This is a genomic window from Salinibacillus kushneri (genome assembly GCF_900111405.1).
GTDB lineage: Bacteria > Bacillota > Bacilli > Bacillales > Alkalibacillaceae > Salinibacillus > Salinibacillus kushneri.
This window is the reverse complement of sequence record NZ_FOHJ01000020.1, coordinates 1-18,179: the sequence shown is the minus strand read 5'-3', so window position 1 is coordinate 18,179 and position 18,179 is coordinate 1. Positions and strand designations below refer to the sequence as shown.

Here is an 18,179-nt window from a genome sequence, read left to right as displayed (position 1 = left end):
CACCAATCATCTTTACAGAATCTTTACAAATCATTTATTATTATCACATATTTTTACATAAACTTAAACTTAGTATGTGTAAGTGTTTGTAACCACAATTCAATCCTCCACTATTCTTAAATCTTACTTGTAAACAGAATATTTTATATACGTAAAGTATTTTTTACATTTAATCATCTATGTCGCCTTCCATTGTCACCTTTAATATTCCTTATCCACGGGTATACTACATAATAAGATAATAACTATCTAATTGCACATTCACAATTAAGCATGAAAATAACAAATATGTTACAATATTATGTTGAATTTAGCGATTAAAATAGGTATCAATTACTATCTACGCCCCCCTTAGATAAATAATCAAACGTTGAGTAAAAAACTAGAGGAGGTCAAAATGAAAAAATTAATAACTATTATGGTACCTGTCTATAATGAAGAACAAGTAATAGAAGAATTCTACAGTAGAGTAAATGAAGTTACAAAAAGGACAGATGAGTACAACTTTGAAATATTATTCGTTAATGATGGGAGTATTGATAAGACTCTAGCAATTATAAAAAAATTGAGGAATTCAGATCACAGGATTTCTTATATAGATTTGTCAAGAAACTTTGGTAAAGAGGTAGCCATGCTGGCAGGATTTGATTATTCTAAGGGTGATGCAGTGGTAATTATAGATGCTGATTTGCAGGACCCACCCGAATTAATTTACGACATGATTTCTTACTGGGAACAAGGCTATGATGATGTCTATGCAAAACGGATAGATCGTCAGGGAGAAACGTGGTTAAAAAAGTCGACATCAAAAGCATTTTATAGACTTTTAAAGAAGACAACAACTATACCAATCCAGCAAGATACTGGGGATTTTCGTTTGCTTGACCGCCGATGCATAAATGCCCTGCGACAAATAAGAGAATCACAGAGATATACTAAAGGTTTATTTAGCTGGCTTGGATTTAAGAAAAAGGAAGTTTTATTTAGTAGAGATCAACGTCTTGCAGGAAATACAAAATGGAATTATACTAAATTATTTAATTTAGCCATTGAGGGAATAACTTCTTTTACAACTTATCCATTAAAACTCTCATCATATTTAGGATTATTGATTTCAATTGGAGCTTTTATTTATATGTTTGTTATTATTATTAAAACGCTTGTGTTGGGTGAGTCAGTTTCTGGTTATCCTTCTTTAATGAGTGTGATCCTATTCCTGGGCGGGATTCAATTACTTTCTCTTGGTATTATAGGAGAGTATTTAGGCCGTATTTTCAATGAAACAAAAAAAAGACCGGTGTATTTAGTTCAAGAATATAATGATAATAAGGATTTAGTTGTACATGAAAATGAGTAAAGAAATCACTAATTACATTATTTTTGGTATTTTAACTACATTAATTAATTTTCTCGTTTATGTTTTTTTGACTAAGGTTATTTCACTAAATTACCAGTTCTCAACAGCTCTTGCCTGGATTGCAGCAGTATTGTTCGCTTACTTTACCAATAAAAAATACGTATTTAGAGCTGGATACGATGATATTATTCAAAATATCAAACGCTTTTTTCTTTTCGTTCATTACCGTATTCTTTCACTATTAGTTGACTTGCTTGTTATGTATATAATAATTGAATTTTTTCTATACTTAGACGACTTGGTGGCAAAAATAATTGCAAACATAGTAGTTATAATATTTAACTATATAACCAGTAAATGGTTTGTATTTTCTAACAAGGAAGTTGATTGATAATGAACAGAGGTCGCAAATTATTATAACATTAGCTTAATATTAAGAAACGGAGTTTATGCAAAATGGGGAATAATGCCAAATTAATCAAAAACAATATCGCGCTTATTTCTATTGTTCTACTCTCGACTATAATTATCATTATTATGTCCACTCAAAAAATAAACTATCATATTGACGAACTTTTAACCTATAGCCTTTCTAACAGTACAAGTTATATTAACATCAATCCAGGTGAAACATATGATTCCTATGGACAGTTTCAAGAAAGTTTTCTATCCACATCGGTTGGAACAAAATTTGATTATAAAAATGTATGGAGAAATCAGGCCAATGATGTACATCCTCCCTTTTATTATGCAATCATCCATACTATTAGTTCATTTATGCCAGGTGAATTCAGTAAATATATTGGAATTGGAGTTAACATACTCTTTAATGCTCTTATTATTTTAATACTATATAAATTTACTCTTCTTTTAACGAATAATAAAGCTATTGCTTATATCACCGGTTTATTCTGGGCAATTAATCCAGGAATAATCTCAGATATGATGTTTATTAGAATGTATATAATGACAATGTTCTTTTGTTTATTAATATCCTTTATTCACATAAAGTATATTCATTCTATATCCACTAAAAACTACAAGTTTTTTCTAACTTTGTTTGCAGTATCTCTAGCTGGAGCTTTAACTCATTATTATTTTATAGTTTTTACTTTCTTCATTTGTTCATTATTTGTTTTAGTTTTACTGTACAGAAAAAGGTTTAAAGAATTATTTATTTATATATGTACATATCTACTAACAATTATCACCGTCCTTATTATTTTCCCAAGTATTTATAAGCACATTTTAGGAGGAGGAAGTCGTGGAGAAGAATCTATAGATAACTTAATAAATATGAATGGATACCTGCATTCCATTAAATTTTTTTGGAATGTAATTAGTAAAAATTTATTTGGAGGTTATTTATTATTTTTTGTTATTGTTATCTGTATTGCTTTTATAACCAACCTACTACGTAAGAAGAGAATTTCTAAGGTGTTAAATAACCAATTTTTATTTAAAATTGTTTTCCTGTTAATCGCCTGTTCTTTATATTTCTTACTTATTTCTAAGATTGCTATATATTCAGCAGAAAGGTATTTACAGCCAATTTTCCCTGTAGTAATACTTATTTTTGTATCTGTAGTTTTCCAATCAGTAAAACTTTATTTCTCCAAAAAAGTATCTATATTTATTGTTTGTACGATGTTGTTTTTAATTAGTATAAATGGTTATATAAAAACAACATCTTTTGAATACTTAATCTTAAATAGTGAAAAAGCAGTGGAAATAGCAGAGAAATATAGTAATAAAAACAGCATTTATATATATGATAAAACATGGAAAATCCCTACTAATTATGTTGAATTATCTCATTATAAAAGTGTAACTTTTTATAATATGAAGGATCTCGAATCTCTTTATCAAAATACAGATAATAGCGATTTTGTTGTGTATATTCACTCTAAGGATAAATTAATTATAAATTCAATAGTTAAGAAGCTTCCTAATATTGAAACATATAAAAAGCTTAATAATTATGGATACTGCCATGTGTACTATTTAGAATAGGTGGTTGGTACCTGTCACCTTATACTCCCACTCCTGACCTAATTTATTATTATCCAAATAAAACCGCCTCAAATATCGCTTTAACAATATTTGAGGCGGAATTTCATTTCATTCCAATGATTTTTTGTTTACTATATCCAGTTTGGTGTTGTTTATGTACCTCTTCAAGTCAAGTTTGAGATCTTTCATAATGGCGTCTATACTTGATGTTGACTTTTCTCCATTCCAATAAAGCTTTTCAAGAATAGCAGCAAATTCTCTTTTTTCGTTAGTCATGTAGCTCACTACTTTCTCTAGTATTCCCCCAAAGACATTTTTTTCTATATCTACCCATTATTTTACAACGTTTGATAGACTTTTTCAACTAGTTTTATAAGTTAGTAACTATTCGTAACTAAAATAAAGATTTCAACTTGGGGATCGTAAATATTTAGGTGTTAAACTAATCTGTGTAGAAATCCAATGATAATGCGAAACAGAGACTTTTGAGTGACGGTGTAAATCGATCTGCTACCACAACCGAACATCCCAACGCTTATTCAACAGCTGCTTTAAAGGTCTCCTATCTTAACATGATCTCCATGTTCGGGTAATTAGGGCCTTTACTCTATAGATTGCCTTTTTAGCGTTCCAAAATTGAATGCCTTCATAGAATCGTTTACTGAAGTCTTCATTTTGAATTTTTCGTACCCAAACATATATTTCAAGCCAAAAATTAGAGTTGAACCAATATCAACTCTAACCTCATCTCTATTTTAATTTTGATTTTCGTTTACCATACACTAAATTTAACATTGGTCGATAGTTTTGACTAATCAGTCCAGTAATCTCTACGGTAAGCTCAATAAGTACGGCTAACATCAAGAGAATAATCATCGATCCCCACATCGTGCTACGAGTAAAAATAATTGCAGCCAAACTAAAAATTCCGCTTAATCCATAAATCATCAGGACCGATTTTCTATGACTGTAACCTAATCTAATTAAACAATGATGTAAGTGTGACTTATCCGGCGCACTCAAAGGGTTACCTTTTACCATACGGCGAATAATAGCAAAGGTGGTATCTACAAGAGGTACACCTAAAATGATAATCGGTACAATAATTGAGAAGAAAGTTAGATTTTTAAATAAACCTAAAATCGATAATACACTAATCATGTACCCAAGAAAATATGATCCTGTATCTCCCAAAAAAATCTTGGCTGGATTAAAGTTATAAAACAAGAATCCTAGAGTGCTTCCTAAGAGTAACAACCCAAGAAATGCGACGAATATGCTACCCATGGAAAGAGCCATGCCGGAAATGGTAATCAGAGCAATCGCTGAGACACCAGATGCCAAGCCATCTAATCCATCTATAAGATTAATAGCATTCGTGATAGCTACAATCCAAAGCACAGAAATTGGGATACTCCACAAACCAAATTCAATTCTTGGTCCAAATGGAATCGTAATGAAGTCGATTTGAATACCACTTAATACAACAGTAAACGCAGCAATCAAATGTCCTCCAAATTTAATTCCTGCTGAGAGTTGGTATAAATCATCTAATAACCCAAGAATCACGATAAAAGTAGCACCTATCATTACCGGCCAAATATGAATCCCCTCGGGGGAAAGGATCAAGACTCCCAATAGGAAGCTTACATATATTGCTAATCCTCCCATTCGGGGCATCACTCTTTTATGAACTTTTCTTTCATTTGGCTGGTCAACAGCATTTATTTTAATAGCTAACTTTTTAACAAGTGGTGTCAATATTAATGAAAACACTAAAGATAACAAAATCAAAGCGATGTATTCCATTGGGATCCTCCTTCACGATGAACAGGGATACTAATACCTATTACATGTACACATTCATAAAATTACGAAACTGGTAAAATATTTTTTGAGGGTTTTTGCGTAAGCTTTCTTAAGTTTAGACGTATTGACCTTTTTATTAGTTTCATTCATTTTGGATTTCGTCTTTTGATTTAAATCTCTATAATTCTATTTATTCTTTAATAAAGATACAATATGTATGGGGAAATTACAACATAAATAAAAAAATGCTTGATGAATTTTCTCATCAAACATTTTTAACATTGCAGGAAATACGGTTCAATATTGCAGCCATTCAGCCATTATAATATGTCTTTTGAGAGAAAATTTACCATTCCAACATCCTCCACAAATCGCTTGATTATGCAAGCTAATTATGGCCTTATATGACCAAATACTATGGGATTACATGTTTGTCTTTTGTCCAGTAAAGTTTGTTTTATATTTTCTTATTAGCTTGTACTTTTATATTAGACAATCTACAACTTATCTGAGTTAATTTTTACTTCTTTATCATATTCAAGCTGTTGGATTCTTGAATGTTCACTCAGCTTTATTATTTATTCTTCTGGAATATATTTATTTTAATTGTATGATGATACTTGTGAATAGAGATGAAAAGCCCAGTTATATTAAGAAGAAATATGGCTTTAACCTATATGAGAAGATTGGCATTGTTTTTGATATATCGAATTTAAATTATCTTTTAAAACCCATCACATTCGTCCATAAAAAGATAATCCATATACAATACGACCTAAAATATGCATATGCCGGGCACACTTAAAAAAAGACTAGTCTAAACAGTTATAGAATCGTCCCTTGTTAATATTTTCTAAGAATGATTCGAAATAAAAATTCGAATACTTTTATAATTCTTTTCCACCTAAACGGCTGTTTTAATAAGCGATAAAACCACTCTAAGTTTAACTTTATCCAGCCTTCCGGAGCCCGTTTTGCTTCTCCTCCAAAGATGTCAAAGCTTCCGCCTACGCCCATAAATAAACCCTTATCAAACTCATGATAATGGCGTGCTATCCATTTTTCCTGTTTTGGAAATCCAAGTGCAACAAATACTAGATCTGGTCTAAGGGATTTAATTTCATTGACCACTTCTTGATTATCTAAAGAGATATATCCGTGATTATAACCTGCTATTTTTATTTTAGGGTACTGAGCTTTTAAATTGTATATCATTTTTTGTACAACCCCATCCTTTGCGCCTAAAAAATAGCAGGTTAAGCCTTTCTCCTCTGCATATTCAATTAAATGAGTCATCATCTCTATACCAGGAATTCTCTCTTTAATAGGCTGCCCCATTATTTTTGATGCTACAATTATTCCTGCACCATCAGGAATAATATAATCTGCTGTTTGTATAGCTCTCTTATATTTTTTATCTTCTCTAGTTCGCATAACAATTTCCGGATTTGCAGTAACCATGAATCTTTTGTTCTCATATAATAAATCAGGGTGAATATAAAAAGATATTAAATCTTCCTTATTTATGTTAAAGAGAGGGATGTCCATAATTTTTATTATATTTTCTGTATTGGGCATTTTTTTAACCCCTTCAACTCTAGTTCGTAATTAAAAACGTATATTAATATTATTATGACATCTTTTTGTGTATCTTACAATTAATGTTTTTACTATCTATACTTAATGTTGTATGTCTGAATGTATAGATTACTATTCTAAACAAACGGTTTAAAAGTTAAGTAACTGTCGCAAAGGTGCAGGGCCTTTCATGAACAAAAGATGAAAGAACATTTTGTGTCCATTTATTGGGATGGGATGGAATACCACTCATAGTCTAATTTCGACGTTAGAGAGTCGAAAAAGAGACCGTACATATCACAAGGAAGAACTAGATTTTATCAGGCAAAATAATAAGAACAAGCAGCTACCGCTATGATCTACTGAAAAGGGATTTACACAAAATTATTGACAAGCCCGACAATCTCTATCTTCTCGTTAACGCTGCTTCTCTATAGTCAGTTTTTTCTTTTTTAGACATCTTTTTATACTTGTTCAAAAACTCCTCATACTTAGGAAGAACTTCTTCTACTGTCCCAAAGTCTTTTACTTTACCAAACTCGAGCCAAAGAATTTTCTCACAAAACTCTTTCATCTGGCCTAGAGAATGACTAACAAATATCATCGTTTTCCCTTGTTCCTTAAATTCTTTCATTTTATTTAAACTCTTTTCAGCAAATGCTTTATCTCCTACTGATAAAGCTTCATCAATAATTAATATATCTGGATCTACATTAACTGAAATAGCAAATCCTAACCTAGATTTCATTCCACTTGAATAGGACTTTACAGGTTGATCAATAAACTTATCTAATTCAGAAAATTCTATTATATGTGGTTCTAACTCTTTAATCTTATCCTTATTAAGTCCTAACATTAGTAACTTTAGTTCAATATTATCTCTACCTGTTAATTGATTATTGAGACCAGCCGAAACAGCAATTAGAGATGCTTGTCCATTGATCTCCACAGTTCCAGAAGTTTCCGGAACAATACCAGCTAATATATTAGATAATGTTGATTTTCCGGATCCATTGATTCCTACAAAACCAACAATATCTCCTTTTTCAGCCTCAAAATTAACATTTGAAAGTGCGTAGAAATCCTCCCCATATTGCTTTGGTGTTATCAAATCTAAAACGCGTTCTTTATTTCTATTATATAATTTATACTTTTTTGAAACATTTTTTACTTTAATAGCTTTTTCCATTTTCCTCACAAACCTTTATAAGAAATCAATAAAATGTCTCCGGAACTTTATATGCAACATTGATCCGAAAAGAAATAAAAGAAGTACTAATCCCCAAAAATAAAGTGTATATTGCCAATTTTCAATAAAATACCAGTCATTTGTAAAAAAAGCAGCACGATAACCTTCTATAATATAAAAAAGGGGATTCATTTTCATAAGAGTCATTACAATAGAAGGATAATCCTTTAGCATGGAAATAGGCCATAAAACTCCTGATAAATACAACATCATTCTTAATATTGAATTCAAAAGCATATGCACATCTCTTACTATTGTTGAAAGCGTTGATGTGATAAGAGCAATTGAAATAAATAAACAAAAAGCAGCAAACATAAAGTATATAAGTTGAATGGAATATATACTTATAAAGTAACCAGCAAATTGATAAATACTTATGGTTATAAAAAGTAAAAGTAAATGGATATAAAACTGCGAAAAAATCACATAAGTAGGTATGATACTTATAGGGAAATTCATCTTAGATAACATCTTTAACCGTAAAAAAATTGATTTAGAGCCTTGTATAGTCGATTGGTAGAAAAAAATCCACATAAAGAAACCAGCCATAAGCCAGTAAACAAATGGGATACCTTTTCCGTCAACTTCTATGGGTTCCCTCCCAAGTAGCGTTCCAAATACAAACCAATATATAAGAATTTGTATTGTTGGATTTAGTATTTCCCAAGTCATACCTAAATAATTATTTTTATTTTTACTTTTAAGTTCATATAATGAAAGCCTTCGAACTAAATAAAAATGATTTATTTGTTCTCTTATTATTTTAATAGCAGATTTCATGTTTGTAATTTACCTACCTAACATAATAATCATAAAGATATAATTTGTTTAATTACAATATAACACGTTCCATATTAATAACGAAATCCTTACTTTTCATAAATATCATCAAAAACTCTTTCAATTACACGTTTTGAAGCATAACCATCTTCAAGCATACAAAACATACTATAAAATTCATTATAATTGTTCGGAAGGGGATAGCTACCTGATTGAATATTATTTATCTGTTCTATAATCCCATCAGTAGTCTTGGTAAGTTTTCCCGGTGCTCTATTTTCAAAATCAAAATAAAAACCTCTAAGTGTATCTCTGTATTCTTCCAAATCATATACAAAGAAAATAATTGGTCGTTTTAATATGGCATAATCAAAAAATACTGAGGAATAATCAGTAATTAAAGTATCTGAAATTAAGTATAAATCTCTTATGTCTTCATAATCAGATAAATTATAAACAAAACCATCAAAATTACTAATATCTATATCTTCAGCAACTAAGTAATGCATTCTCAATATTAATACGAATTCATCATCTAATTCTTTCTTTAATTTATTAATATCTAATTTCATTTGAAATTTGTATTTACCAACAGAATAATAGTTATTATCCCTCCATGTAGGTGCATAAAGTAATATTTTTTTATTAAGAGGAATATCCAAATTTTTTTTTAACTCATTAATCTTCTCTTCATTATTATTATTTATCAAATAATCGTTACGAGGGTACCCTGTTTCTATTAATTTCTTATTGAAATTAAAGGCTTGTTTGAAAATATCTGTTGAGTAAGCATTAGGTGAAATTAAAAAATCCCACTTCTTTGATGCCTTTTCAAAGTTTTCCCTATACTTTACTGTAGAGGTACCAGGCATATGGACTTCTCCAATATCAACACCTAATTTTTTTAAAGGGGTACCATGCCAAGTTTGTAAATATACCGTATGTTTAGGCTTAGGTATCCACAAAGGTAACCTACTATTAATAACCCAATATTTTGATCGAGCCATTATAAATAGCCATTTGATAGAAAATCTTTTAATATAGTTTAGATCTCGCCCCACAAATTTATTAATATGTCTCTTGTCCGCACTCCAATACATAGTATAGCGTATACCTTGGGTCCTCATGTATTCATAAATTGCTCTTGGATTATCACTATATTGCTTTCCAGAAAAGCTTTCAAACACAATCGTATTCTTTTTAGCAGGCAATTTTGCCAAAAGAAAAAAAACCATTTTATACACTATTTTTGTGTATCTAGAATTTTTTATTTTCTTAACGAACGAGTGCATTTTCAATCTCTCCATATCCAAAATCAAATTCATTCCTTAGCCTTTTTCTGTTCTTGTTCTTTTAATAAAGCCTGCCACTTTTCCCCTATGACATTAAAGGTATACCTTTCAACATTTTTCTTGGCATTTCTCCCCATTTCTTTTCTTAAATTTTCATTTTCTATCATCTTTAATAATGCTTCAGAAAGTTGTTCGATATTCCCTTCTTCAACTAAGATACCATCTTCATTGTTTCTAATAATTTCTTTTGGTCCTGAACAGGCAAAGCTCACACATGGTAGTCCTACTGACATAGCTTCTATTATAACCATACCGAATGGCTCATATCTTGAGCTTAATACATAAACTGATGACTTAATCATTTCTCCAATTACATCATTTGTTTTAGGCATTAGGAAAATATTATTATAAGCCTCTTCCTCAAAGATTTTCTCTCTAAGCAGGGGTTCATCCTGACCCGCACCAAAAATTTTAAGTTTCCATTCAGGATGCTTCTCAATAACACGCGAGAAAGCCGGTATTAATAAATCAAAACCCTTTTGATACACAAACCTTCCAGCCGCCATAATTACTTTTGAATCTAATGCAGCATTATCTGGTGGAAGGTGTGTTGCATTCTCTATTTTGTAAATATCAACTTCACCTTTTAGATTTTTTCTAAACCTTTCTATATCATAATCGGTTAGGCAAGCTAATGCATCTAATTTATCATAATATTTTTTGATTTTCCTTTGTAAGCTTGAATCATGACCTTCAAAATATTTATGTTCTTGACCAATTTTTATAACATTCTTACTCACAAATTTTGTTGCCAATATATTAAAGGAAGGAATAGTTGTTATTAATACACCCTTATTAATTTTTTTCAATGCTGAAATAATCTTCAAATCCACAAAAAAATTAAACATATGATATAAATCTTCAGTTTTATCAATATATCTACTCGGTATTTTTAGCAAAATTCTCTTTATTAATTTTTTATACAATGGTGTGTTTTTCCCAAAGAGCATTCCCCTTCTTGCATCAAACAAATGTGTAATCTTTACCTTCTTATGAAATTTAAAAGTTGGCTTCTTTCTAGTTCTTCTTACGCTTATTATTTCTACATCATAATCCATCGAGGCAAAATAATTGGCAGTATTAGCGACTGTTCTAACAGTACCACCTATGCCGAAAATATTATATACAAGAAAAGTAATTTTCACGAATCTTCACCTCATAATTAATATAACTTCTTGATTTCGTCATATATTCTTTTTGAATTATTTCGGTCTTTAAAATTATAGTACTTTTTAGATTGTATAGCATATTTCTCTTTATACTCGAAATTGTTTTGAATATATTCTTGTATATATTGTATTAAATCTTCATGATTATAAGCGGCATCTCCAATGAGGTCTGATTTTAAATCTACATAAGACCCTCTATACTTCATATATTCATCTGTATCAAAGTGGTAAAAGATAATTGGTTTTTGTAAATAATTAAAATCAAATATTACACTTGAATAGTCTGAGATCATCAAAGAACTATTCTGTATCAAGTCTTGGACACTTTCCTTACCTACATCTACAATTTGGACTCTTTTGTTAGTTGTTTGAAAATCTTTAATATATTTCTTCTGAATCTCAATATGAGGGAAAAATTTTAAAACTAAATTATTTTCTTCTAAGATTGAATGCAGTCTTTTATCATGTAAAAGATCATGGTATCTTTTGTAGAAGTCAGATTCTAGAAACTCATTTCTTGAGTCAATAAGCCAGTCTCTCCATGTTGGAATAACCACAATTTCCCTAGTTGTTTTATTTATACTATTATCCTTTAACGAGTCGAATCTAGCAAGCCCTGTTATCATAATTTGCTTTTCCTTAAAGTTCATTTTATTCACCAGTATATTTTTTTCAAAAGTAGACGAAGAAACAAACTTCCTAATTTTACTATTATAAGACTTGCTGTTAAAATCTAACTTTTTCATTGCAATGATTCCATGCTGTAGATAGATTACTTTTTTCGGATTCCTTCCCATTCTTCTGTGGAAATAACCAGGTATAACATCCCGTATTCCATGAGCTACTATTAAATAATCAGATAAATGGTATTTAATCAAGTGTTTCATACTGTCATACTTAATTACCTTGTTTTGATATGGAACCAAATTATCGATGTTTTTGTTATTGTCTTTGCTTATATAATAAAAATCTTCTGGAATGTTATTCTCAATACAGTACTTAAAGAAAGCAAAGCCATTATCCTGAGCTACTTCCCCTAAATTCTCACCAATTAACCATACTGGTTTTTTAACAAATTTACCAATAACTTTAGCACTAAGTTTCGCAAAAAAATTTTTAATTTTCCCAGCCAGGAATTCATCCATGTAAAGTTCTCTAACTTCTAATTGTGGAGATCTAGATTTTTTGGATATAAAGACGGAATATTTTAAATTACCTTTGTATTCTTGTGCATTCGACTTAAATGTAGAATTTCCATTAATTAAAATTGCATCATCACAATAAATACTGGCTTTTATACTATGATTATTTGTTTGAACTCTGCAAAAAAGGGACCATACAGTTTTGTTATCCACATCATGATTGTGTAATAACTTTTTATTTATCTTAACGCTGAAACAATCCTTTTCACTCTTTAACTTTTCGATAATTTTCATTCCAGTATTTCTCTCTTCTAATAATAATTCTGGTTTACTATTATTAATTACATCTAGTGCTTCAATTCTAAGATATAATTTAATATGATCTTTATTGCTCTCTATTTTATTACATTGAACATCTAGTGAATTGGAAATAAATACTTTTAAATTATTGTCTTCAGTATAATAAGGTTTAATATCCGCTGGATAGCCATTTATGTTTTTATATAATGACGGATATATCATAATTTTAGACTTATTCCTTATATCGTCAAGGTTTGAAACTAATGGAACTTTATATATGTCACCAACAATATCTATATCAATATAATAACTAAAGTCAAGATTATCTTGAATATTTTCTAAATCAAACTGTGACCAGTCATAAGAAGATTCAAAATAATAAAATCCATTTTGTTGATATATTTTATTATTGGTTGTTAACTTTAATTGCTGTTCTTCATCCTCTAAGTATATTTTTAGTAAAGAATATTCGAGGTCTGGTATAGTTAAACGTCCATTAATATTTAAGTTGTTTTCCTCATAAGTAATCTTAAAAACATCACATTTTAGCACATCTTCATTTACAAGTATAGCAAGGTTTTTATCTAGAGTATAATAAGGTCTTAACCGTTTCAGATAACCTTCCTGATTATACACCGTTTTAGGTAATACTATAAAATCATGATTCATTAAATCCTTTTCATAAAAAGATACTTTTGAACTACTTTTTATACCAATATGTTCATAAGCTATATACACATCCCAAATGGAATGGTCATAAATAAAAGGAGCGTAATATAGATTGATTTCTTTTAATAAAGTACCATTTTGAATATCTGTTTTTTTTACAATATTATACTTGTACTCCTTTTTCGTATCTCTATTCTGAAATACAATATCAGTTATATTGAAATCCTCTATATTAGCATCAATATCTATATTTAATAGTAAGTGATTTCTTTGTAATTTAATGTCGTTTACAAAAAACATTCTTTTTGCAGAGCCTTTTCTTGTACTAATTACAAAATTTCTCCTGTTATTAAAGTCTATATTATAAAAATAGAAATTATCATATAATCTGTAAAGATCACCTTGTAATTGTGCTCCCTGATATTTTACACTTACGACAAACTTACTTTCATCTATTTCAATAGAAGCAAATAATTCCCAGTCACCTTCGTACAATGCTAAACCGCTTAAATCGACTTGAAAAAAATATCCATCTCGAAGTTTTTCGACTTTCACTTTATCTAACTCCGTGATTTCAGTATTACTCTTCCAAAGAAAGAATTTATTAAATTTATAATTTTTATTCGTAACAAATGGCTTAATCCGACTTTTTATATTTAACTGATGATTTTTTGCTTTTATTATATCAACTTCATCAGCAATAATTCTTACTGAATCAATGTCTTTTTTAAAGGAACATAATTCAAAATTCCTTTTATTTTGTTTATAGATTTTAACTAATTCAAGTTTTCTTTTGTCTGATTTTACCAAGATGGTTTTACTCTGTTTAAGTCTGTTTAATACACTGAGGAGAACCTTATCATTGTCAAGATTTAACTCCAACTTAAAGTTCCATCCACTATTATCAAAAGTTAACTCATTTAATTTTTCCATTGGTACAATACAATAAATTTTGTTACCGCTAAGTGTAATATTAGCTGTCAAAAAAACTTTTTCACTTAGATTCTCCTTAAACAGGTATAGTCCATTGATTTTATTTTTTATCATTTCGTTATTATCCGAATTAAGTAGCATTTCGATTTGTACATATTGATCATCTATGTTATAGGTTTTATCTAAATAAACCTGAACTTTCAAAATCCATCTCACCCTTCGCTTGTTGTTTATATATCGAATTTATTCTTCATACCTTGAATAAAATCACTCTGTATTAACTTTGACAAAAAGTTTGGTTTTTTAAGTTGTTTTTCGTGGGACTTAATTCCTTTATAAACGCGTAATGAATTATGTCTGTCTAAGTAACCAAAATATTGACTCCTTCGTTGAACATATTGATACTTCTCTTTAAAATTATTATTAGCATAAAACTTTAATAACTGAACCACTTCCTTACCACTAAAACATCTATCACCGATTAATTCTCTGTCTAAATCAATATAACTGTCGGGATTATTCTCTTCTCTAAAGTGAAAAAAGATAATTGGCTTTTTCTGTATGAACATATCCCACGCAACACTGGAAAAATCAGTGACTAATAGGGAAGAATCCATCATCATTTTATTAATTGGCTCTTTTCCATATTGTATTACCTTAATATGTTCACTACTACTTGAAAAATTCTTAAGATATTTAAGCATTCGTGGATGAATACAAAATTTAATTGTTAAATTATTTTTTGCTACAAAATCATGAAGTTCCTCGGAGTTTATTAGTTTTTCATAACTTGTAAAAAAAACACTCTTTTTAAAGTCCTCCGAATTTACTCCGTCTAAATAATCTCTCCATGTTGGCAGTATTAATATTTGTTTGTGTCTTTTAGCTTTATTTACCAAGTAGTCCCATCTCGGGAGTCCACTCAAAATTATTTCATTTTCTTTATATTTTAAATGCTCTTTTAATATATTTATCTCATGTACCGCTGACACATTAAATAAGTTAGTCCCATTAGGGCTACCCTTCTTAAAAACGGTATCAACTTTCTTCAGACCTAAAACACCATGTTGTAAAAAAACATGTTTCTTTCTGCCAATATCTTTCTTTATAAGTCCTCTCTGTTCTTTCCAAATATAACTATGTGCTTTAGATTCAGACGAGATAAAATAATCACACGCAAGCAAATAAATTAAATGTTTTAATGATAAAAAATCCAAAGTTCTATCTTTAAATTCATCAAGAAATCTCGCGTCGTTTGAATGTTTGTTTATAACATAAAAGATGTTCTCCTTAAAATGGTTACCGTAACAAAATTTAAATAAATAATAAGAATTGTCCTGGGCAGTATTACTAAATTTTTCATATATCAGTTTTATATGTTTCTTATCCCAGTAAAATTTGAACATGTTATAAATTATAAACGCAAGTTTCTCTTTCAAAAGATGTACTTTGTTATCATAAATGGTTTTATGTCTAATACATATACTCAACCTATTCTTAACTGTTATATATGGATAAATTAAGGAGTCTCCATAAAAATAACTTGAATGTAGTCTATAATTAATTTTTTTTATAACGAAATAACTGGGATTTCCAATTCTCACTCTCTTTTTCTTTCCCGAAACTGATACTTCTAAATAAAAATCCCAATAGTCAGATTCATCACCCAAATATGATGGATTGTATTCGAACGACAGTTTCATTTTGAATTGAGAATCCTTTAGAATAAAGAAATTTACAGAAAAAATTCTATCTTCTTTTCTTTTTTTTAGAATGACATCTTTTATGATTAATTCATTTTCTGATTTAACATTTAACGTAAAATACCATCTACCTTTTATTCGCTCAAATGAAGATATTTGATGTTTCACTGTGCAATTAGTATTAGTTTCTTCCATGTTTAAATCTACACTCTTTCCTATAATGTTAAATCTAATAATTCCCATACGGTAAAAAAGCATAACCATTACTTTATTAAGGTTATGCCTTAAGTACAAATTTCTATCATAATTCTTGATTGAAACAGATTTATAAATTAGTATTAACTAATTCCCTCAAATAATGCTTCATTTCCTCATTCATATCATCTCTCAATAATGCCATTTCAATAGTGGTTTTTATAAAACCTAGCTTCTCTCCTACATCGTATCGAGTTCCTTCAAAATCAAATGCATATACTTTCCTAATCCTATTAAGTTTTTGAATAGCGTCAGTTAATTGCACTTCTCCACCTGATCCTAATTCTTGTTTTTCAAGAAAATCAAATATTTCAGGAGTCAATACATATCTACCCATTATAGCAACATTTGAAGGAGCATCTTTAGTTACAGGTTTTTCAATGAAATTTTTCACTTCATATAGTCTCCCATCTTGCTTTATAGGGTCTATAATACCATATCTATTTGTCTGTTCTTCAGGCACTTGTTGAACACCTATTACCGAAGACTCCACTTCTTCGTATGCATCTATTAATTGTTTAAGACAAGGGTTTTCAGCTCGTACAATATCATCTCCTAATAAAACAGCAAATGGCTCTGACCCTATAAATTTCCGAGCAGACCAAACTGCATGCCCTAGTCCTTTAGGCTCTTTCTGACGTATATAATGTATATCCACTTTGGATGGTTGTCTGACTTTTTCTAATAACTCAAATTTACCTTTTTGGAATAAATTATTTTCCAATTCAAATGCATTGTCGAAATGATCTTCTATTGACCTCTTTCCTTTACCTGTAACAATTATTATATCCTCTATCCCCGATTCTACAGCCTCTTCCACTATATATTGGATTGTAGGTTGATCTACTATTGGTAACATTTCTTTTGGCATAGCCTTAGTTGCTGGCAAAAATCTTGTTCCTAACCCAGCAGCAGGAATTATTGCCTTTTTAACTTTTGTCATATTTTGCGCACCCCTTATAAAAGTTTTCTATTTAATATTCATTATCTATATATTTCCCACTACTTAAATTTATCTCTTGTTATTATTCAATTATTAAAATAAATTGTCAAGGTAAGTTATACGTTATCTAAATCATCAAGATAATTTTATAAGGGATTAATCTTCTGTTTTCAAACCTCAAGGATAATTGAAACAAATAGCCAAACCTATATTCTGTATATTTTTCATGTTTATTAATATTTCAACTTAACTTTTTCGACTAAATAATATAATATTAGACTTGAATCTATTAATATATGGAAAGGAGGAAAATAAAGATTTGAAATTAAAATTAAATAGCAAATTACTCTTTTCAAACGGATTTTTCATTCTAGTTATTTTCATGTCCTTTAACAATGTTGTAAGTGCGGATTCAAATAATTGGGATGTCGAGATGTATCAAAATGATAATTTAGAAGGTACACCAGTAGACCAAACTACTACAAAAAATATTAATTTTTATTGGGGTAATACCTTATCACCCGCTAAAAATATTCCGGCTAATACTACCTTCTCTGCTACTTATAAGCGAAATATCAATGTTGATGAAGGTGCCTATAATATTATTACAACTGCTAATGCTGGTATTCGGGTATATGTTGATGGAAATTTATACATCGATAACTGGAATGACTCGGGATCTACCCAAAGAGTGGAACAAGCTCTTTTCCTTTCCAAAGGTAAACATTCCATCCGAGTTGATGTGAAAGAGACTGCGGGTGAAGCAAGTCTGGATTTTTCCTTAGATGACCTGCACAGGGACAATCGCTGGTATGGCGTTGTTTTTCCTAACGATGATTTATCAGGTCAGGGTTCTCTTACTGGGTACGACCCCCAAATCCCGAACCTGAATTTTGATTGGGGAAACGCTAAGTCACCTGCATCGGG

14 protein-coding genes are annotated in these 18,179 nt (G+C 29.7%); 4 read left to right on the top strand and 10 right to left on the bottom strand.

The features are described from left to right. Positions 1-397: 397 nt before the first annotated feature. From BMX63_RS17345 to BMX63_RS17335, 3 genes are all read left to right on the top strand, one after another. The gene (locus tag BMX63_RS17345; RefSeq protein ID WP_093137828.1) at positions 398-1,357 is read left to right on the top strand and encodes a glycosyltransferase family 2 protein; all 960 of its coding nucleotides are present in this window, start codon (positions 398-400) and stop codon (positions 1,355-1,357) included. After that, positions 1,344-1,748: a GtrA family protein gene (locus BMX63_RS17340; RefSeq protein WP_093137826.1), complete on the top strand. Its 405-nt coding sequence runs from the start codon at positions 1,344-1,346 to the stop codon at positions 1,746-1,748. The genes BMX63_RS17345 and BMX63_RS17340 overlap by 14 nt, the downstream gene beginning before the upstream one ends. 65 nt (positions 1,749-1,813) lie before the next feature. Then, positions 1,814-3,370: a phospholipid carrier-dependent glycosyltransferase gene (locus BMX63_RS17335; RefSeq protein ID WP_093137824.1), complete on the top strand. Its 1,557-nt coding sequence runs from the start codon at positions 1,814-1,816 to the stop codon at positions 3,368-3,370. Positions 3,371-3,478: 108 nt separating this feature from the next. Here BMX63_RS17335 and BMX63_RS18225 read toward each other — a convergent pair whose 3' ends face one another. The 10 genes from BMX63_RS18225 to galU form a co-directional block, all read right to left on the bottom strand. After that, the gene (locus BMX63_RS18225; RefSeq protein WP_177167374.1) at positions 3,479-3,646 is read right to left on the bottom strand and encodes a hypothetical protein; all 168 of its coding nucleotides are present in this window, start codon (positions 3,644-3,646) and stop codon (positions 3,479-3,481) included. A 474-nt stretch (positions 3,647-4,120) separates the two neighbouring features. Then, entirely contained in the window at positions 4,121-5,179 is a 1,059-nt protein-coding gene (locus tag BMX63_RS17330; RefSeq protein ID WP_093137822.1) for a glycosyltransferase family 4 protein, read from the bottom strand. Positions 5,180-6,022: 843 nt separating this feature from the next. Then, positions 6,023-6,757 carry a WecB/TagA/CpsF family glycosyltransferase gene (locus BMX63_RS17325; protein ID WP_093137820.1) on the bottom strand — a complete coding sequence of 245 codons (735 nt, stop codon included), beginning with the start codon at positions 6,755-6,757 and terminating at the stop codon, positions 6,023-6,025. Positions 6,758-7,163: 406 nt separating this feature from the next. Further along, on the bottom strand, positions 7,164-7,946 hold the full coding sequence (gene tagH / locus BMX63_RS17320; RefSeq protein ID WP_093137818.1) for a teichoic acids export ABC transporter ATP-binding subunit TagH: 783 nt from the start codon (positions 7,944-7,946) through the stop codon (positions 7,164-7,166). A gap of 15 nt (positions 7,947-7,961) precedes the next feature. Then, complete coding sequence (locus BMX63_RS17315; protein WP_093137816.1) at positions 7,962-8,786, bottom strand: ABC transporter permease; 825 nt, start codon at positions 8,784-8,786, stop codon at positions 7,962-7,964. Positions 8,787-8,875: 89 nt separating this feature from the next. Beyond that, positions 8,876-10,006 carry a CDP-glycerol glycerophosphotransferase family protein gene (locus tag BMX63_RS17310; protein WP_245732879.1) on the bottom strand — a complete coding sequence of 377 codons (1,131 nt, stop codon included), beginning with the start codon at positions 10,004-10,006 and terminating at the stop codon, positions 8,876-8,878. Positions 10,007-10,107: 101 nt separating this feature from the next. After that, entirely contained in the window at positions 10,108-11,283 is a 1,176-nt protein-coding gene (locus BMX63_RS17305; RefSeq protein ID WP_093137812.1) for a glycosyltransferase family 4 protein, read from the bottom strand. A 17-nt stretch (positions 11,284-11,300) separates the two neighbouring features. Then, positions 11,301-14,555, bottom strand: coding sequence for a CDP-glycerol glycerophosphotransferase family protein (locus BMX63_RS17300; RefSeq protein WP_093137810.1), 3,255 nt, complete (start codon positions 14,553-14,555; stop codon positions 11,301-11,303). A gap of 26 nt (positions 14,556-14,581) precedes the next feature. Then, positions 14,582-16,249 (bottom strand): CDP-glycerol glycerophosphotransferase family protein, encoded by a 1,668-nt coding sequence (locus BMX63_RS17295; RefSeq protein WP_093137808.1) that lies wholly within the window; start codon positions 16,247-16,249, stop codon positions 14,582-14,584. 130 nt (positions 16,250-16,379) lie between these two features. Continuing rightward, complete coding sequence (gene galU / locus BMX63_RS17290; RefSeq protein WP_093137806.1) at positions 16,380-17,252, bottom strand: UTP--glucose-1-phosphate uridylyltransferase GalU; 873 nt, start codon at positions 17,250-17,252, stop codon at positions 16,380-16,382. A 319-nt stretch (positions 17,253-17,571) separates the two neighbouring features. On the opposite strand from galU, the gene BMX63_RS17285 reads away from it, so the two are divergent. Beyond that, positions 17,572-18,179: PA14 domain-containing protein (locus BMX63_RS17285; protein WP_143060182.1), on the top strand; the 608-nt coding region annotated here is incomplete at its 3' end.